General features: G+C 43.5%; 18 protein-coding genes. 3 read left to right on the top strand and 15 right to left on the bottom strand.

Translation table 11 applies throughout. The annotated features are described in order from the left end of the window. Positions 1-19: 19 nt before the first annotated feature. Positions 20-649 carry a PepSY-associated TM helix domain-containing protein gene (locus FLM53_RS20410; RefSeq protein ID WP_176679635.1) on the bottom strand — a complete coding sequence of 210 codons (630 nt, stop codon included), beginning with the start codon at positions 647-649 and terminating at the stop codon, positions 20-22. Between the two features lie 343 nt (positions 650-992). Between FLM53_RS20410 and FLM53_RS20415 the strand changes: the two genes are divergently transcribed. Further along, on the top strand, positions 993-1,313 hold the full coding sequence (locus FLM53_RS20415; RefSeq protein ID WP_176679634.1) for a hypothetical protein: 321 nt from the start codon (positions 993-995) through the stop codon (positions 1,311-1,313). A 93-nt stretch (positions 1,314-1,406) separates the two neighbouring features. On the opposite strand, the gene FLM53_RS20420 is transcribed toward FLM53_RS20415, so the two are convergent. The 7 genes from FLM53_RS20420 to FLM53_RS20450 form a co-directional block, all read right to left on the bottom strand. Beyond that, on the bottom strand, positions 1,407-2,585 hold the full coding sequence (locus FLM53_RS20420) for a lipopolysaccharide assembly protein LapB (RefSeq protein ID WP_176679633.1): 1,179 nt from the start codon (positions 2,583-2,585) through the stop codon (positions 1,407-1,409). Beyond that, entirely contained in the window at positions 2,582-3,202 is a 621-nt protein-coding gene (locus tag FLM53_RS20425; RefSeq protein WP_008219721.1) for an energy transducer TonB, read from the bottom strand. Before FLM53_RS20425 ends, FLM53_RS20420 begins: the two co-directional genes overlap by 4 nt. A 19-nt stretch (positions 3,203-3,221) precedes the next feature. Continuing rightward, positions 3,222-3,626, bottom strand: a complete 405-nt coding sequence (locus FLM53_RS20430) for a biopolymer transporter ExbD (protein WP_004739212.1) — start codon at positions 3,624-3,626, stop codon at positions 3,222-3,224. Then, the gene (locus FLM53_RS20435; protein ID WP_010429842.1) at positions 3,623-4,183 is read right to left on the bottom strand and encodes a MotA/TolQ/ExbB proton channel family protein; all 561 of its coding nucleotides are present in this window, start codon (positions 4,181-4,183) and stop codon (positions 3,623-3,625) included. The genes FLM53_RS20430 and FLM53_RS20435 overlap by 4 nt, the downstream gene beginning before the upstream one ends. Beyond that, a complete protein-coding gene (locus FLM53_RS20440; protein ID WP_176679632.1) occupies positions 4,183-5,559 on the bottom strand; it encodes a MotA/TolQ/ExbB proton channel family protein in 1,377 nt (458 codons plus the stop codon). The genes FLM53_RS20435 and FLM53_RS20440 overlap by 1 nt, the downstream gene beginning before the upstream one ends. Further along, complete coding sequence (locus FLM53_RS20445) at positions 5,559-6,326, bottom strand: DUF3450 domain-containing protein (RefSeq protein ID WP_008219730.1); 768 nt, start codon at positions 6,324-6,326, stop codon at positions 5,559-5,561. The genes FLM53_RS20440 and FLM53_RS20445 overlap by 1 nt, the downstream gene beginning before the upstream one ends. Positions 6,327-6,505: 179 nt before the next feature. Continuing rightward, on the bottom strand, positions 6,506-8,623 hold the full coding sequence (locus FLM53_RS20450; RefSeq protein ID WP_008219733.1) for a TonB-dependent siderophore receptor: 2,118 nt from the start codon (positions 8,621-8,623) through the stop codon (positions 6,506-6,508). A 570-nt stretch (positions 8,624-9,193) separates the two neighbouring features. On the opposite strand from FLM53_RS20450, the gene FLM53_RS20455 reads away from it, so the two are divergent. Continuing rightward, a complete protein-coding gene (locus tag FLM53_RS20455; protein ID WP_176679631.1) occupies positions 9,194-10,498 on the top strand; it encodes a dicarboxylate/amino acid:cation symporter in 1,305 nt (434 codons plus the stop codon). Between the two features lie 175 nt (positions 10,499-10,673). Here the strand turns inward: FLM53_RS20455 and FLM53_RS20460 are convergent, their stop codons facing one another. The 3 genes from FLM53_RS20460 to FLM53_RS20470 all read right to left on the bottom strand — a co-directional run bounded on the left by FLM53_RS20460 (position 10,674) and on the right by FLM53_RS20470 (position 13,275). Next, positions 10,674-12,059: a sensor histidine kinase gene (locus FLM53_RS20460; RefSeq protein WP_176679630.1), complete on the bottom strand. Its 1,386-nt coding sequence runs from the start codon at positions 12,057-12,059 to the stop codon at positions 10,674-10,676. Then, the gene (locus FLM53_RS20465; protein ID WP_017630134.1) at positions 12,056-12,721 is read right to left on the bottom strand and encodes a response regulator transcription factor; all 666 of its coding nucleotides are present in this window, start codon (positions 12,719-12,721) and stop codon (positions 12,056-12,058) included. Before FLM53_RS20465 ends, FLM53_RS20460 begins: the two co-directional genes overlap by 4 nt. 80 nt (positions 12,722-12,801) lie before the next feature. Next, on the bottom strand, positions 12,802-13,275 hold the full coding sequence (locus FLM53_RS20470) for an NYN domain-containing protein (RefSeq protein ID WP_004731130.1): 474 nt from the start codon (positions 13,273-13,275) through the stop codon (positions 12,802-12,804). 303 nt (positions 13,276-13,578) lie between these two features. On the opposite strand from FLM53_RS20470, the gene FLM53_RS20475 reads away from it, so the two are divergent. Then, entirely contained in the window at positions 13,579-14,085 is a 507-nt protein-coding gene (locus tag FLM53_RS20475) for a DUF4174 domain-containing protein (RefSeq protein WP_256099335.1), read from the top strand. 30 nt (positions 14,086-14,115) lie between these two features. Here FLM53_RS20475 and cobA read toward each other — a convergent pair whose 3' ends face one another. The 4 genes from cobA to nirB all read right to left on the bottom strand — a co-directional run bounded on the left by cobA (position 14,116) and on the right by nirB (position 19,019). After that, the gene (gene cobA / locus FLM53_RS20480) at positions 14,116-14,886 is read right to left on the bottom strand and encodes a uroporphyrinogen-III C-methyltransferase (RefSeq protein ID WP_176679628.1); all 771 of its coding nucleotides are present in this window, start codon (positions 14,884-14,886) and stop codon (positions 14,116-14,118) included. Positions 14,887-15,182: 296 nt separating this feature from the next. Then, the gene (locus FLM53_RS20485; protein WP_017062558.1) at positions 15,183-15,998 is read right to left on the bottom strand and encodes a formate/nitrite transporter family protein; all 816 of its coding nucleotides are present in this window, start codon (positions 15,996-15,998) and stop codon (positions 15,183-15,185) included. 123 nt (positions 15,999-16,121) lie between these two features. Next, a complete protein-coding gene (nirD, locus tag FLM53_RS20490) occupies positions 16,122-16,445 on the bottom strand; it encodes a nitrite reductase small subunit NirD (RefSeq protein ID WP_017066844.1) in 324 nt (107 codons plus the stop codon). A gap of 15 nt (positions 16,446-16,460) precedes the next feature. Beyond that, complete coding sequence (gene nirB / locus FLM53_RS20495; protein WP_086714084.1) at positions 16,461-19,019, bottom strand: nitrite reductase large subunit NirB; 2,559 nt, start codon at positions 19,017-19,019, stop codon at positions 16,461-16,463. Between the last annotated feature and the right edge of the window lie 173 nt (positions 19,020-19,192).

Genomic DNA, 19,192 nt, shown 5'->3' on the forward strand with positions numbered 1-19,192 from the left:
TCATCAATCGAATCAAGCGTTAAGGCACGGCGACAAAATAGATAACAAGTGAGATTGCAGACCCAAACACCGTCCATTTGATGGAGGTATTAAGCGTCTTTTTCTTAGGTAACAGTAAGCACACGCCAGTAAGCACAAAGAAGATCATCAATAGCGCAGTGATATCGATAAACCATTTCCATACTTCACCGCTGTTACGACCTTTATGTAGATCGTTCAACAATGCGATAACGCCGTAATTCGTGGTTTCGACTTCTACAAATTCAGACGTAACGTCAACAAACACGGAAGCGTTGTAGCCTGGTCCCTTGAAGTCCATGGATACCTCACCGATGAGCAACTCACCGTCTTCAATCTCTGCGTAGATGTCCAAACCTGAAGGAACACCAGACAGATTGGCTTCTTCAAACAGAAACGTTTCAAAGGCTGTCTCGTCAGCTTTTAAACGTCCGTCTTGAACCGTAAATAAACTCGTAGGAAGCGTTAGCGTAGAGCGTTGGATATTGGGTTGGCTTGATTCAAATAACTCAGGTCGGTTCAGGGTGATACCTGTCATTGAGAAAAAAAGAACCACAAACAGAAGTGCCATAGAAATATAAACATGAAGTCGACGAGCCCATGACTGAACCGCCCTACTTTTTAACGACATACAAACCAATACCTATAAATTTTATGGCGACAATTTAGTTGATAATCATTCGTATTGGCATTCAATTTACATTGTTTACGTTTGCCGAGTGGCGTAAGGAAATTTACATAACATTACATGGGAAGTAATCGAACTGTATGCATATTCTTGCTAACGTGTACTAAAGGGATTTGATTCGTTCTATTAGAGGTTATCGATAACAGGGTCAAAGCTCAAAAAAACTCAATCTCAACACGCTTGATTGAGATGGGTTTAAGGTAACAGTTGTGGCTTTAAGGATAGAAAGTTAGGACTATTTGACCACTGGTTTGATGATAGCTAATGAAGCTTAAAAGGATTTGAAATGCGTATTTTTGTTTTGGTTTTTGCTGTGCTAGCGACTGCGTGTACCAGCCAAATAATCAGCACGGAAGAACATATTCAACAATACATCGGTTCAGACATAACCGATGTACAAGAACGTTATCTCACCGAACGATCACGCCCTATCAGTTTTTGGGCGTCTCGAAACTATGCTTGGATTGAAACCAAGAGGCCGTTAGACAATGGTTATACAGTACACGCATTCAAAAACCCTTATCGTGACTGCACTATTAATTGGGTTGCTGATACCAGCGGCGTGATTCAAAGTGCGACGTCCCGCGGTACGATGTGCGAGCCTTAACCGCCAAAAATTAAAAAGGGTGTCATTTGAACCATCAAATGACACCCTTTTCTATTGACTACTTTCTCTTGTCTTCTTTTGTGTTAACAGCTGTTAGACGTTGCCGTTATCACTAACCGTTCTTAGCTGAGTCAGATATTTAATCCAACCTTTTGCTTCAGAAGAAGGCTCAATGTTGTTCGCACGTTTCGCTTGAGCAAGAGCATTATCAAGATTCTTTAGCTTGTACCATGAACGTACTTTCGCTAAAGCAACATCGGCTTGCTTGTTCTTATCTTTCACTTTATCCAAAACAACCAGAGCACGATCGTAGTAACCTTGCTGAACCAGTAACTGAGCCACATTCCAATGATATTGCGTATCTTTTTTAGACGCTAACGTCCACACTTCAATGGCACTGTCCCACTCTTTCGCTAACTGCCAGTAGGTTGCTTGCTCAGCCAGAAGTTGAACATCGCTGTTCGCGTCATCTAACTTTGCGATCTCTTGTGCTGCACGCTCTGGAATACCACGTTTAGCATATAGCTGAGCCAGTAGTCGGCGGTCTGAGTTTTTCAGCTCTACGCCTTGAAGATCAGCCAGCGCTAGTGTGTTCAATGCATCGCGGTTGCGCTCTAGTCTTAACTGAATGCCCACAAGTTGACGCCACCAGTTGTCTTTTTCTGGCTGAAGTTCAATCAGGCTTTCCAGTGTTGGAATAGATTGCTTCCATTGCTTTAACTGTAGTTGCGCACCCAGTTTTAGCGAAAGAGGCGACAGTTCTGATTTCGCATTGAACTTGTCGCGATTACCAATAGCAATCAGTACTTTTGACCAGTTTTCGATTTGGTATTCCGCTTGTGCAATTCGCATCCAAAGCACGTCTTTCTTTTCTGCCTCTGGTGCTGTTTTTACTAGCTCATAGTAATGTGGAAGCGCGTTTTTGAACTGCTGATCATTTAATAACAGATCAGCAAGCATACGCTTCGTTATCCAAGCTTGTTCATCCACCAACAAATTGGTATCAACGGCGTATGTAAGCTGCTTAATCGCCTTATCGGTTTTGCCATCTTGCCAGTAAAACACACCCAGCATACGAGCTACGTACGCTTTGTCGTAGCCCTTAGAAAGCTCTAAACCTGCAAGTACGTCAATGGCCTGTTTAACCTGTTCATCTTGTGCAAGCTTATGCGCCTTTTGAACACGAATAGCAGTATATTGGGTTAGCTCTTGTGCCTGTGTTGTAAGGGGCATTAACAACAAGCCCACTAATATCCATATCTGTTTCATCATTTTGCCAACTTAAACTCTAGTTTCACGGTTTGACCAACCTGAGCTATCGCTTTTCCATCGACGACTTTCGGTTGATATTTCCATTTTTTAAGTGCTCTCATCGCTTCACGTTCAAACATACGACGTGGGTTTGCGTCAGTGACTTGAATGTCAATTGGGCGTCCCGTTTCATCGATAGTAAAAGACATAATCACATGGCCTTCAGCTCCACGCTTAAGTGCTTTCGCTGGGTAACGAGGCTCTACTCGATACAAAGGCATTGCCTGTTGGTTTGACCCAAAATCAGAGAATGTCGGTGCGTTAATCGCAAGACCATCAATGGATGTATTCAAATCCAATGAAGGCAAAGAAGACATCGAATTCAAAGGCGTAACCTCAGCTTGTGACTGAGACGTTTGCGCCTCCGGTGGCGGCTCTGGCATTTCTGGTTTTTCAGGGACTGCACGTTGTCTTCTTTGAACTTCTTGTTCTTGTTCCACCATTACCATGTTGAAACTTAACGTCTCGCTATCGTCTGGTGAACGTTGGTGGCCATTATCGACCATCCAAGCCATGAAAGAAAACAGCGCTAAGCCCAATGCACCCGCTAGCGGTAAAGCAAGAAATAGGCGAATCATTTATGAAGATCCTCCAAGATCATCGCTTATCAGCAGCAAGCGCAATGTTTTTAACACCTGCACCTTTCGCGGCATCCATCACTTTAACAACAGTACCGTTGTAAGCGTGTTCATCCGCTTGAATAACCAAAGAAGCATCAGGTTGTTCTAGCAACAAGTGCTCTAACGTTGCTTGGACACGTTCAACATCTACGACACGTTTGTCGATGAAAATGTCGTTTGCAGAAGTAATCGCAACAAAGATGCCTGCATCCTTTTGGCTTACTACGTTAGAAGCTTGTGGGCGATTGACTTCCACCCCTGATTCACGAACAAATGAACTGGTCACAATAAAGAAAATAAGCATAATAAAGACAATATCAAGCATCGAAGTAAGGTCTATTTGAGCCTCTTCGTTTTTAGAATGACGTCGACCGAGTCTCATCGTTGACTCCTTAAAGATTTTTCTAATTTCAATTCTAAGCGGTTACATACTTTCGCTAAGCGAGCGTGAACGAACATGCCCGCTAACGCTGCAACCATGCCTGCCATGGTAGGCAGTGTTGCTAACGAGATACCTGAAGCCATCAATTTAGGGTCACTGCTACCTTGTGTCGCCATGACATCAAAAACAGAGATCATACCGGTTACGGTACCTAACAAGCCCAACATCGGACAAATAGCGACTAACAGCTTAATAAAATTCAAGTTTTGGTTAAGCAAGATACTCGCTTGCCCTAACCAACCTTCACGTATGGCTTTAGCATGCCAAGAAGAGTGATCTTCTCTTTCATGCCATTTCGCTATCCAAGCTTGGCGTTGCTTAGGAAAGTAGAACGCAAGATAAAGCACACGTTCTACCACAAGCACCCAATACACTAGGACGACAGCCGCTAGCCACCACAGGACGAATCCGCCCTGCTCCATAAAGCTTGATAAAGACAGCAGCCAGTCACTCGTTAACCAACTCGCTGGTAATAGAGAACCCGACAAAATATCCATTACGCAGCAGTCCCAACTGGTGAAACAACAGCGTTTGACTCAACGGTCTTTTCAGCCTGCTCAGCTACAAGACCAATACCTTGCTTCTCAAGAATATTGCGAATGTTTTCTGCTTGAGTGCTAAGAATGTTGTGTGCCAGTAGAAGAGGCATTGCCGCAACCAAACCAAGTACCGTAGTTACAAGTGCCATCGAAATACCACCCGCCATGACTTTAGGGTCGCCATTACCAAACTGTGTAATGACTTGGAATGTTTCGATCATGCCAGTTACTGTACCTAAAAGACCCAACATTGGTGCTAGTGCCGCCAATAGCTTAAGCATCGATAAACCTTTCTCTAGGTGAGTCTGCTCATCAACTACCGCTTCTAAAAGTCGCAGCTCTAATGCTTCAACCGTTTGGTTTTGTTCTTTGTTGTACACCGCAAGAACGCGGCCTAGTGGGTTATCACCCGCTTGCTCAGGGTTCTTAAGTTGCGCACGGATTTTCTGGCGTGCGATAGCTAGTGAAACACCACGAACTAATGCGATAATTAGACCAATCGCCAGTAGGCCAAGAATCACTTTACCAACCACACCACCCGCTTGTAGACGGTCAGTTAAACTTGGCGTTAGTGCTAATTGCTCTAGCATGAATCCGCGAGAAGGATCGACAACTACATTAGATACTTCACCATTCGCTAACGAAGAAAGTGACGTTAATGTTGGAGCATTTTGTGGTTGTTTAAGATAAGCGATCGCATCTTCACGCTGAGTGTTCCAGCTAACATAGCCTTGCTCTGTCACAAGACCAATCGAACCTAGGCGGTAAGCGTCAACCTTGTTTGTATTGCCTTCACCATTAATGAACGCAATTTGAGATTTACTAAGCTCAGAACTCGCTTGAATCTGCTCAACCATGCTCATCCACAAACCAGACAGCTGTGGCATTGATGGCAGCGATTTAGCATCGATAATTTGGTCAACGGTCGCTGTGTACTCAGCGCGATCAACGCTGTTTACTGTTGAACTAAGCTCTGCGCCTAGTTCTTTCGCGTTTTGACGAACGACACCGAATAGCTCACCAAGGCTACCCGTTTCTAAACGCAGTTTTTCTTCTAAACGAGCAAGCTTGTTTTCGTTGTCGCTGAAGGTTTGGGTAAGAACATCTGTCGCGTTTTGGACCGATGTACGTTTTGCTTCAAGCTCCGCTTTGATCGCTTTAAGCTCTTGTTCAGTCTTTTTAAAGTCAGCTTCACGAACTACGTTGTGAGAAGCTTGAGTACGGTTTTCTGATTTTGCTTTGTTAACGAGCTGAGCCGTTGAGTCTGAAGCTGAGAAAGCAGAAAATGAAAGTGATGTAATGCAAAGCAATGCTGCTAATGGTTTTAAGTTCATTACTTAACCTCCGCAACAGTTAAAGAAACAGGTAAAGTAATCAAGCTTGGAGCAGCTTGTTGGCCAGCAATATCGTACGCTTTATCTAGCTCTGACTTCATAGAAGAATCAAGTTCTTGCCATTGAGCTTCTGTTTGATTCCAAGCCCAGTATTGGCTGCCATTTAGGTTACGAGCAACCAAAGAGATACGACCTAAGTGCAGAACATCTGCCTCGATCGTTTTATCACTCGCCAATGCGACACGACCTTGGTAAACACCCAGTTTAATGCCGTAGTCCATCTCGATTTGGTATGCCTCTAGGATTCGGCGGTATTTCTCAGCATCACTTACGTCAGCACGAGTCATCATTGCTTGTAGCTTTTCTACTCTTTCTAGACGCTGTTCTTTCTTAATCGGCACGTCTTTCTCTACCAACTGTTGAAGACCATCGATCATTTGATACATCAAAGGAACAACACCTTGACGTGTGTATTTGATTTCTTCGATCTGCTCTTCAATGCTTTGAGCTTCTTGGTTTTGGCTCTCAACTAATGCAGCAAGGTGATCGTGATAGATTTCTAGGTTTTTAACTTCTTCTTGCAGACGCTCAATCTCAGCTTGCAGCATTAAAGTCGCTTGTGAGCTTTTATCAATAACCTTTTGGCTCGAAGCCGACGCGTTATTGGTCTTGTTTTGAATTGATTGAGCTTGATCCAAGCTGTTTGCCATAGAAGACGTTGCAACCAAACTGATGGCAAGCGCTAGGCTAGATTTTAAAAGATTCATAATTGTAGTCATTTACTATAAGAAGAAGGTCAAATGAATTTTATTGATAAGCACTCTCATTATCATTAAAAGTCACTCACATTACTAGGGATATTTTTACTGAATAGCAGAATCACGAAAGGGGAAAGTCGAAACTTTCCCCTTAGCATTTAGGCTACCAATCGTACCCTACTAACAAATTAGTATTTTACCTGTAAAGTCGCCATGTAGTTGCGGCCTTCGCCAACAACAACGTTACTCGTGCTGCCACCTTCAAGGTAGTCAGTATCAAACAGGTTCTCTACATTGAAGCGTGCAACGAAATCTAGGTTCTCGTCATACTTCATTGTGTGTGCGATACCCATATCTACACGAGTGTATGCGTCTTTTTTGAAGGTGTTTGAATCTTCAGTGTAACGCTCACCTACGTGGTAAACACCTAGGTTTACGTCAGTACCGTTATTGAACGAGTAAGTAGACCAAATGCTCGCAGTAAACTCTGGTACATCAGCAGGTGTTTTGCCTTCAAGAGCTGGGTCATTCTGGTACTCAGCATCTAGGAACATTGTAGATGCACTTACAGAGAATGCTTCCGTCACGTAACCAGTTGCAGCCAATTCAACACCAGTGTGAACTTGTTCACCAACTTGAGTTGTACGTGTTTCTTTGCCGTTATTACTTGCTGGGTCTAGGTCTTCAGTCACTTGCATGTTCGATTGAGTGATCTGGAACAATGCTCCTGATACAAACAAACGCTCATCAAACAGTTCCCACTTAGAACCTAGCTCGTAAAGTGTACCTTTCTTAGCATCTTGAGACTGACCAAAGTTCACGTCATCTTGATCTGTGATTTCACCAACAGGTTCGAAACTTTCAGAGTAAACTGCGTAAATTGAACCATTTGAAGCCGGCGAGTAAATTACACCAAACTTTGGAAGAATGTTGTTGTAACTCTCTTCTTGATTAGAACTGCTCGTCGTTTTGTCGTATGCGAAACGAACGCCACCAAGAACTTGCCACTGGTCGTTAAGTGTTACTAAGTCTTGAACATATAGACCGTAGTGTTGGCTTTCAGAGTGAGACACTTCATTGTCGTTCTTGTAGCTAACGTTAGAAGGCATATCAAAACCATTACCACATGCAGCTTCTGCTTCTGCTTCAGTTGCATTAACACAAGTGTAACCAGAGTCGTATAAACGCTCGTAGTCGTAATGAAGGCCATTAACACCAACAAGTAGGCGGTGGTTTACACCTAGTGCATCGAAATCACCAGTAAAATCTACGTAAGCCGTGTCAAACGTCCACTCGTCGTGACGATCTGATACTTTGTAACCGTAACCGCCGTTTTTATCGCTGTATACAGTATTGTTCGATTCAGTACGCTGACGCTCGTAGAACTGACGGCTAATACCTGTTTTAACAGACCAAGTTTCGTTTAAGTTAGCAGTTACCGAAGCGCCGTAGTTAGCAACGTCGTTATCTGTTTGAGCGAAACGTTGATCATTAACCGTGTTAGGGTCGATAGCCTTGCCTGTAGAAGTGTCGATTTTAGAACCATTGTCTAAATCGCCCTCTTCGATTGTGCGGTCGTAATGAACTGACAACATGATGTCTTCGTTAATATCGTAATCAACAAATAGACCACCAACAAAACGGTCGGTTTCTACATCTGTGCCATCAAAACGTGTGCGGTAAGAGTCTTGGTTTTCTTGTGAAACAATAAGACGAGCACGTAAAGTTTGGTCATCGTTTAGTGAACCACTTACATCAGCGGTAGTACGCGTGTAGCTATCAGAACCGATATCTTGGCTTACGTTTACTTGAGTCTCGTATGTAGGCTTCTTAGAAACCATGTTAACAAGGCCACCTGGTGCTGATTTACCGTAAAGTAGACCTGCTGGGCCTTTAAGTACCTCAACACGCTCTAATAGCTCTACTGGTTGACGGTAATGAGACCAATGTTGAACACCGTCACGTAAGTAACCAGAGCTACTGTCTAAATCAAAACCACGAAGAGTGAAACGCTCACGGTTCGTTGATTTTGAACCCGCACCTACAGAAGCGTCGTTCTTAAGAACTTCACCTAGTGTGCTAGCACGCTGTTCATCGATGATTTGTTCATCAATTACTGAAACTTGTCCCGGAGTCTCTAATTGAGTCGCCTCCATGCGCATTGCTGTTGTGTTCGTGTCGGCTTTGTAACCATAGTCACGACCTTCAACAACCATGTGCTCGTCTGTTTTTACTGTTTCTGCCAATACTGCTGGTGAAGCTAATACTGCGCCGATCACTAAAGCCAATGGGCTCTTTGAAAACATGTCCTTTACTCCGCTTTTATTCTTTTAGACGAACACTTTGTTATTTATTCGATGTGTTCGCTGAACCGTTTCCGGTACCACTGAATCATTTCGGAAGTGAATATAAGTGATAACTATTACCATTTGCATTAAATTTACATTCTTTGCATTCGTAAAGTTTTGTAAAGTTTTGTAAAGGCCTATCGGCGAGCCATATTTGAGGAGTTCAACAAAACCAATTCAATACAAATAGTTAAGGCTCATGGACGTAAATCGAGTGGTTATCTTCACCGAAGTTTTTGAAACAACGGTATTTGTTCAGTCAATTGAAGACGTGAAGATTGATAAGAAAATCATCTCTTCTTATTTACTACCTTTGAAACGACAAATTTATGTATAAAACCCTCGATAGATGTAAATTAATGGTGAATTATTTTGTTTTTATTTGTTTAATTTACACAATTATCAGTGATTTTGATCACATCTATAATTCCAAACTCATTTTTTGTTTTTCGAATTGATTATCCGACTGCTAATCTCCTGCTCACTTTGAAAAGGTATCAAAGTTATAAATAATAAGGAGTGTTCTAAATGAATACCAAGAAACCTATGTCTCTGACTGGTCGAGTAATCCTCGGTATGGTCGTAGGTATATTCACGGGATTTGCCATTCAATCCCTTTTTGCAGAAAGTGGATTTGTTAACAACTACATCGTTAACGGACTCTTTGAAGTAGGCGGACAAATTTTTGTCGCCAGTTTAAAAATGCTTGTTGTCCCACTAGTTTTCGTTTCACTAGTGTGTGGTACAAGTTCTCTTAAAGACTTATCAACTCTTGGCCGTATGGGTGGCAAAACGCTTGCACTTTATATCGGTACTACAGCCGTTGCTATCACTCTAGCACTTACTATCGGTAACCTGTTCCAACCTGGAGCTGGTGCGGATCTTACTGCTGCGAGCTCTTTCAAATCAGCTGATGCCCCTTCTCTGGGCCAAGTAATCATCGACATGTTCCCGACCAACCCTATTCAGGCGATGGCTGAGGGCAAAACGTTACAAGTTATCGTATTTGCAGTGTTGTTTGGTATCGCAATCAGTGCAGCGGGCAAACCCGGTGAACGTATCGCTGCTGTTTTCTCTGATCTAAACGAAGTGATCATGAAGCTAGTTGCGCTACTAATGAACCTTGCTCCTTACGGCGTATTCTTCTTAATGGCGAAGCTGTTCTCTGGCCTTGGCTTGGGTGCGATTTGGAACCTAGCAGAATACTTCTTAGTACTTGCAGGTACCCTACTGTTACACGGTCTGGTTACTTACAGCGCAATGCTTAAAGGATTCACAGGCCTTAGCCCGATTACGTTCCTACGTAAGATGGAAGATGCGATCATGTTTGCATTCTCAACAGCATCTTCAAACGCAACGATTCCAGTAACCATGGAAACGGCTAAGAACCGTATGGGCGTAGACAACAAAGTAGCGTCTTTCACAGTACCACTAGGTGCGACTGTGAACATGGACGGTACTGCTATCATGCAAGGTGTTGCGACGGCGTTTATCGCACAAGCATACAACATCGACCTTTCAATGGGTGATTACCTAATGGTTATCCTAACGGCGACACTGGCGTCTGTAGGTACCGCAGGTGTTCCTGGTGTTGGTCTTGTTATGCTAGCGATGGTATTGAACCAAGTTGGTCTACCGCTTGAAGGTATCGCTCTAATCATGGGTGTTGACCGCCTTCTTGATATGATTCGTACCGCTGTAAACATCACAGGTGATAGTGCCGTATCTATCATCGTGGCGAAGTCTGAAGGTGCTCTTGATGAGTCTCGCTTCAACGACCCAGCTGCTGGCGAGAAAGAAGAAGAAGTTAAGCTAGCACGCCAAAAGGCATAATCTAGTTTCTCTGACGCTCTTGCCTTCGAGCTAAGGTGTAATTAATGGCTACACCTTAACTCACAAAAAAGCGTATAAACAGAAACGCCACAGCAGATGCAGTGGCGTTTTTTATTGAGTATCGTTTTTTGAATTCGTATTCGGTATTAACTATCTCTAGAATAAGTACTTTAAGTTACTCGTCGATTGGGAACATAAGATTAACCCTGAGTCCCCCACCTTCTCTATTCTCAGCAGTAACGTGCCCATTCATCACACCCATCGCTTCTTTAACAATCGCAAGTCCTAGGCCGTAACCACCAGACTGTTTGTCTCGAGCTGACTCAATGCGTGTAAACGGGTCGAATATACCTGCAATCTTGTTATCAGGAATGCCGTCACCGTCATCTTCTACAGATATGACACTGTAACGTTTGTCCGTCGTTTGTTCATACGTAGTAACGACAACATGAGCATGTTCACCTGCGTATTTAATGGCGTTACCGACCAGATTACCAATCACTCTTAGAAGTAGCCTCTCGTCAACATTCACCATCGATGTTGGCGTTAGTAAATCACCGACTAGGGTTTGGTTAGGCTTTAAATCGTTTTGCATCTGAGCAATCAGCATCGAACAATAGTGCTCAAGGTGCATTAAAGTTAATTTGGAATCATAACGAGACGTTTCTAGTCGGCTGAATTCGAGGATCTCCCCCACCAGCTTATTCATCTCTTCTGTTTCACTTTCCATCCGTTCAAGCAACCCAATACTCTTATCATCGACCTTACTGCGCAATAAGTGTAAAGCGAGGTTTTGTCTTGCTAAGGGAGTTCTGAGCTCATGAGAGACATCACGAATCAAACGACGCTGCTTTTCGGCCAATGATTTGATTTCAAACGTCATATGGTCAAAGTCATGAGCGAGTTCATTAAATTCTCGCGTGGTTGAATCGAGTTCAGATACCACACTCACCGAAAAGTCCCCTTGTGCGAGCCTTCGACTGGCTTCTCTTAGACGGTCGAGTGGTTGTTGTAAGCTTTTCGCCATAATAATTGAGAACAATGACAGGACGATCAGAGCAATCACGGCTTTCAACATGTAGGAATACGGCGCAAAGGATTTAGCTGGGTGAAATTGATGAGGTAGTTGAATCACCAGTGTTTTACCGTTATCCAGTGGCAAACCAAAAATAGGCTTACTCACTCGGTCACTGAGTTGATGATCTAAGGTACGCAGGTACTTGAGTTTAAATTCGAAGTGCGGATGCATGTGTCGATGCGTGATTGGGCGGTTATCTTTATCAATAACAAAAAGATAATAGCGTTGAGCATTACCCCAATCGGCAAGCTCATCCATATCCCCTTCTTCGATCAGCACGTTAGCTTGATAAGCAAGATCGAGCATTTCAGCTTTGACGGATTCAGGCACTTTCAATAAGGCCTTCATCAAGGCTCTTTCCGCCACACCTTGCAGTATCAAAATGCTCACTAGAATCACTGTCAGATAACTAAACAGTTGAAAGGTTAAACCATCTTTTCGCTTAGCGATAAAATCCGGGCAGCGTATCAGCTTGGCACTCATGCGCCGACAGACTCTAGGTAGCTGTAACCTTTGCCACGAACGGTTTTGATGTGTTGTTTGGACAAGCCGGCTTGCACTAATTTTCGACGGATATTACTAATGTGCATGTCTAAATTACGGTCGAAGGGGCAAAGCTCTTTCTTCAAAACATGTATTTGTAGATCTGACTTGGATACAACAATACCGTCATTTTTGATTAGATAATCAAGCAGATCTTTTTCAGTACCCGTAAGAGGTAAACGAGAAAGCTGTTCGCACAATCCGTGATTGGAAGATGCTAAAGATTGTCTCTGACGCTCAAAGCCCACTCGGCGTAATATCACCTTAATACGAGTCAGGAGCTCAGGAACATTGAAAGGTTTGGCGATGTACTGGTCGGCGCCCGCTTGGTAGCCATCGAGCATTGAAGCGTCATCATTAAGCGCGGTCAACATAAGAATGGGAGTAGCAAAACGCTGACAAATGCGTCTTGCCACTTGAATACCGCTTAGGTTTGGAAGCATTACATCGAGTAAAACCAAATCGACAGGGTTCGATTGAATAAACTCAAGTGCGGACTCACCGCAATGAACAGTATCAACGTGATACCCCTCATTTTCTAACACTTCACCCAATAATTCACACAACTGAATATCATCATCAACAACTAAAACGCGCGACATCATACAAACCGATAAATAATAATAGTTTGCATTTTAATTATCGTTATTATTGATTTCAATTATAAAATGAGAGATTAACCCTAAAGAAGGAAATCTTTTTCAATCGGTACAAATTTTGAGGCAGAATCGATAAGATTTTGAGCAGTTAATCCAGGAACACCGTACACCTCGACAGGCTTACCAAAACGTTCCTTAATTCGTTCTACGAGGATTTCAAAATCACCGTCTCCAGACACCAGAACGATCGTATCAACCGTTTCCGCAAGTTCTATAGCATCTAAAGCGATGCCCACATCCCAATCACCTTTTGCACTGCCGTCTCGGCGTTGGATAAATGGTTTCAGTTTTACGTTAAAGCCCACACCGCGAAGGATATGGTGAAATTGACGTTGTTTAGGATCTTGGCTAGAGATTGCGTAAGCATTTGCGGCAACCACGTTACGCCCTTCCGTGGCAACATACCAAAACTGGTTATAGTCGAAGTTAGAACGGTATTTATCGCGTGTCGTGTAGTAAACGTTCTGAACGTCGACCAAAATTGCTATGTTTTCCATAATTTCATACCTTTAGATTTTCCGTATACCCTATTCTATTCAATTGTAAAATGCGAGTCGCTTTACTCAATAAAAATGAACCTGTCGGCTATCGTTAACGTAAATCTGATTATATTTAGTGGTGACCTAAGCACCTTTGGCGTAAACCTAACTATGCTTAAAGTAAGTCGATTTGTTCTGATGCTAGATGGCGCCTTGTTTCATTGGCTTCATTCACGGTCTCAACTGAATCGTACTCAGGCCTAGCGTATTAAAAGGAGGTTGGCTATGCTACACCGACAAACACACAAATCGTGCGTAAGCATGGATGTAATCAAAGCGGCACAAGCAGTCAATCGTTCGAACGTTTGGTCTAATATTTTAAAGGTTCTAACTATCAGTACGGTGTTAATCATGAGCTTAACCATCAACTCAGTGCTTGCCTACCCAGCTTATTCTCATTCCAGTCCACTCCCACACCGAAGCGTCATCTATTTCGCGCCAAAAGAGGACTCAGTGGTCAAAGAGTTTCTAAACGAAGTGTTGATCAACAACTGTCAATTGGACGAACGTGATGTGGTTATCATGGTGATTGCAGAGAGTGGTTACACCGTACCCACTTGGTTAGAAGAAGAGTTTAATTTAGAGGCAGTAACCAGCGTTTATGAGATCCCTAAAGGGTCACACACTGCGGTATTGATTGGTAAAGACGGAAAAGAGAAGCACAGATGGAATGGTAAGACAGACTGGCAGAAAATCACCAATATCATCGACGAAATGCCCATGCGCCAACAAGAAATGCAGCGACAAAGTAGCCGCTGCAGCATTTAACTTTATACAAATCGATTAAACGTGACTTGGTTACTTGTTAAACCAATCGAGTTTTTCATGAAGCTGAGCCACGCTGCCAACAACGATCAAAGCCGGGCTTTTAGCGACGCTTGCAAGGTTAGCTAAATCACTCAGCCCACCGCGGTAAACCTTTTGCTCTTGGCGAGTTCCGTTTTCAATTATTGCTACAGGCATATCTGCTCGCATACCGTTATCAAGCAAATTCTTTTGAATATTCGGGCTCTCTTTTAAACCCATGTAGAACACGATCGTGTGATTGTGCTGAGCAAGAGATTGCCAATCGATATCTTCGCCATCTTTCTTTAAGTGACCGGTAATAAACTGGACGCTTTGCGCGTGGTCACGGTGAGTCAACGGAATACCCGCGTAAGCCGTAGCACCAGCGGCTGCAGTGATACCAGGAATGACTTCAAATCTCACGTCATTCTCAGCCAGAGTTTCACACTCTTCCCCACCACGGCCGAAGATAAACGAGTCTCCACCTTTCAGACGTACGACATGTTTATTTTCTTGTGCTTTAGTGACCAATAACTGGTTGATTCGATCTTGCGGTACGCAGTGAAGATCAAGCTTTTTGCCCACATACAGCATTTCTGCTTCTGGGTTAGCCATCGCTAAGATATTTTTTGATACCAAGCGATCATAAACCAACACGTCTGCTTGTTGAATCACTCGTGCTGCTTTTAGCGTTAGTAAGTCTGGGTCGCCCGGACCTGCACCTACCAATGAAACAAATCCTTTGTTTACTTCTTTAACATTCGATGACGATACTTCTGACATGCTGTGCTCCGAAGGTTTGCTTGTTTTATCTCAAGCTTCAATCTATGTGCTAAGTCACTGTATTCATGATGACTTATCCAAATCCTTAACCCTTAGACTATCAGGTGTTGATATAAATATTCAGTTTAAATACTAACGAAGATAGAAGTAATTATAACAAAACGATCTATTGCAGGTATTTTACTCAATACCAATCAACACCTTGATGATGCTTAAGGCATTTGAACTAAAAAAGCCCCAAACATTTCGTTGGGGCTTTCAATCTCATACTAAATTACGTTTGACCGTATTCAGAATTACTTAGCGCCTAGAGAAGGAGCTGTTTTAGCGTGAGTTAGGTATAGAGGAACACATGTCATTAGTAGACCACCAACGATGTTACCTAGGATTGTTGGGATAAGGTTGAAGTTCAGCCATGTCGCGATACCGAAGTCAGCGCCAAGAATCATACCCAGTGGGAATAGGAACATGTTTACTACTGTGTGCTCAAATACTAGTGCGAAGAAGATGAAGATTGGGAACCACATCATTGCTACACGGCCAGACACAGTACGCGCTGTCATGTTACCAATCACACCTAGACATACCATTAGGTTACAGAAGATACCGCGCACGAAACACGTAATCCATCCGTCCATACCCATGTTTTCAAAACCTAAGCTACGGCCTGTAGAAACAGCAATGAATTTTTGAGCAACAGCGTTTGGCTCTAGAGAGAAGTTACCTGTTAATGACACGGCAACTAGGAAAGCAACAATCAAAGAACCGATAAGGTTACCAAGACCAACAATACCCCAACAACGTAGGATACGGCCCCAAGTGATGCCTGGGCGGTTGTCGAATTTAGCTAAAGGAGCAAGGCCGAAAACGCCAGTTACTAGGTCGTAACCCATAACACTTAGAATAACGAAACCAACTGGGAACACTAGTGCGCCAACAAGGCCAATGCCTGTTTGTACCATTGCTGTAATAGCAACAACAACCGCTAGAGAAAGGATGATACCAGCCATTGTGCTTCGAATCAGAAGATCGCGAGTACTTGTTTTAGTTTTCGCTTCACCCACATCGATCATCGTTTGAACGAATTCAGCTGGTTTGTAATCAGGAGACATAATGTTGTCCTTAAAAAAGTAAAATTAAAAGTTAAAATTGGATAGGAAAAGGCTCTAGTTGCCGAGTTAAGGCAATATCGAGAACTAGAACCCTTGAACTATCAAATCTTACTCATCCAAAGATTAAGCAGAGATTTCTACAGCACCTTTGGTAACACGAGCTTTGTACGCTTTCACGTTGAAGTTCTCGTCTTCCATGCACGCACCTGTTGTGAGGTTAAAGCGTTGCTTCTTAAGTGGGCTTGCCACCCAAAGCTCTTCTTTGTGCTCTACAATCAGACCACGTGATAACACGTTAGACTGGAAGTAAGGGTCTGTGTTGCTAATCGCGAATACTTCTTCAGCCTTAGTTGGGCGGAAGACTGCTACTTGCTCACCACCAACCAATGCACAAACACCTGTACCTGGGATAATGTCTTCGATCTTACAAACTTTGGTAAATGCCATGATGTCGTCTCCCAATTAAACCAGTTCAACGTGAAGGATATCGCCCTTCGCTTCAGGGTGTTTCTCAGTGAATGTCGCTGGACGGTGTTGTTCACGGCCATCATCAACAAACACAACGTTCTCATCACGGTCATCAGCATTGATGAAGTGTGCAAAGCGCTTAAGTTGAGCTTCATCGTTGATTGTATCTGTCCATTCACAAGCAAAGTTATCTACTAGGCCAGCAATGTCAGTTTCAAGTTGGTCATTGATACCAAGCTTGTTGTCTACAATCACTTCACGTAGGTAATCAACACCACCTTCTAGGTTATCCATCCATACCGAAGTACGTTGCAGTGGAGCAGCAGTGCGGATGTAGAACATCATGAAACGGTCGATGTATTTGATCAGCGTTTCTTGGTCTAGGTCGCTTGCCAGTAAGTCTGCGTGACGAGGTTTCATACCACCGTTACCACACACATACATGTTCCAACCCGCGTCAGTTGCGATGATACCTAAGTCTTTACCTTGAGCTTCAGCACACTCACGAGTACAACCAGACACACCAAACTTCATCTTATGAGGAGTACGGATGCCTTTGTAACGGTTCTCGATCATCACGCCTAGGCCAACTGAATCTTGAACGCCGTAACGACACCAAGTAGAACCAACACATGTCTTCGCCATGCGAAGTGCTTTTGCGTAAGCTTGACCTGTTTCGTAACCTGCAGCGATTAACTTCTTCCAGATAGCTGGTAAGTCATCTTTCTGAGCGCCGAATAGACCGATACGTTGTGCACCCGTGATTTTGGTGTACAGGTTGTATTCTGCAGCAACATCAGCAAGAACGCTTAGTGCTTGAGGTGTTACTTCACCACCCGCCATACGAGGGATAACAGAGTAAGTACCGTCTTTTTGCATGTTACCTAGGAAGTTATCGTTGGTATCGTGCAGTTTCACTAGTTCAGGCTTAAGGATGTGCTCACCCCAGCAAGAAGCAAGGATAGAACCCGCTAGAGGCTTACATACTTCACAGCCGTAACCTTTACCGTATTTCTCTAATAGCTCGTCGAACGTTTTGATTTCTTCGATGCGAATTAGGTGGAAAAGCTCTTGGCGAGAGTAAGCAAAGTGCTCACATACGTCGTTCTTCACTTCAACACCAGCTTTAGCAAGTTCAGCGTTTAGTACTGAAGTCACTAGTGGAATACAACCACCACAACCAGTGCCTGCACCTGTTACTGCTTTGATATCACCGATTGTGTGATGACCTTCAGCAACCGCTTGAGCGATCTTGCCTTTAGTCACATCGAAACAAGAACAGATAACTGCAGATTCAGGAAGCGAGTCTGCGCCAAGTGTTGGCTTTTCAGCACCCGCATGAGCAGGAAGAATTAGAGCATCTGGATGTTCTGGTAAGTCGATTTCGTTCAGCATAAGCTGTAGAAGATCGCCGTAGTCAGAAGTATCACCAACCATTACCGCACCAAGAAGCTTCTTGTTGTCTTCAGAAACGATTAGGCGCTTGTAAACTTCTTGCTCTTCGTTTTGGTAAACGTAGCTCTTACAGCCAGGAGTACGACCGTTCGCATCACCGATAGAGCCTACTTTCACGCCTAGAAGCTTAAGCTTCGCAGACATGTCAGCACCTTCAAATGTGCTTTCGTTGCCAACAACGTGGTCAACCGCTACCGTCGCCATTTTGTAACCAGGAGCCACTAGGCCGTAGAACGTTTGGTTCCAAGACGCACACTCACCGATTGCGTAGATATCTTTGTCTGTCGTTTGACAGTGATCGTTAATCTCGATACCGCCACGAGGCGCAATACCTAGACCCATTTGACGAGCAAGTTTGTCTTGAGGGCGAATACCAGCAGAGAATACGATGAAATCAGTTTCTAGCTCTGTACCGTCTGCAAAGCGCATTACGTTACGAGCTTCAGTGCCTTCAGGAGCAATCTCAAGCGTGTTCTTGCTTGTATGTACGTTAACGCCCATACGTTCGATTTTTTGACGAAGTTGGTTACCACCCGCTTGGTCAAGCTGCTCAGCCATTAACTTAGGAGCAAACTCAACAACGTGTGTGGTTACGCCAAGTGCTTTAAGTGCGCCTGCCGCTTCAAGGCCAAGTAGGCCACCACCAACAACAACACCAGACTTAGAGTTCTTAGCCGTCGCTTCGATAGCTTTTAGATCTTCAATTGTGCGGTAAACAAAACAGTCTTTACCTTCGTTGCCTTTGATTGGCGGAACGAATGGGAATGAACCTGTAGCAAGGATGAGTTTGTCGTATTGAATTTCACGACCAGTGCTTGAGTAAACTGTTTTCTTTTCACGGTTAACGTTAATAGCACGTTCGCCGATCAGCATGTTGATGCCGTGTTTCTCGTAGAAGCCTTCTTTAACTAAAGAAAGTTCGTCCGCAGTATGGTGTGAAAAATAAGAAGAAAGGTGTACACGATCATAGGCTACGCGAGGCTCTTCACAGAACACCGTGATGTCCATGTTAGCAACATCTGTCTTCTCGACTAAATCTTCGATATAGCGATGACCGACCATCCCGTTACCGATTACGACTAGCTTCATCTTGCTCATAAGAATTCCTGAAGGTTATATATTTCTTAACTGAGCGAATAATGAATTATGAAAGAAAATGAAAATATGATGTAAATCAATTACGAAATCGAACTACCCAAAAGGGGTAGAACAAAAGAGGTAGAAGTGGCTAATTTTACGCCATAGCAAACGAATAACCATAGGTTTGATAA

It is taken from the genome of Vibrio sp. Scap24 (assembly GCF_013394185.1).
GTDB classification, from domain to species: domain Bacteria; phylum Pseudomonadota; class Gammaproteobacteria; order Enterobacterales; family Vibrionaceae; genus Vibrio; species Vibrio pomeroyi.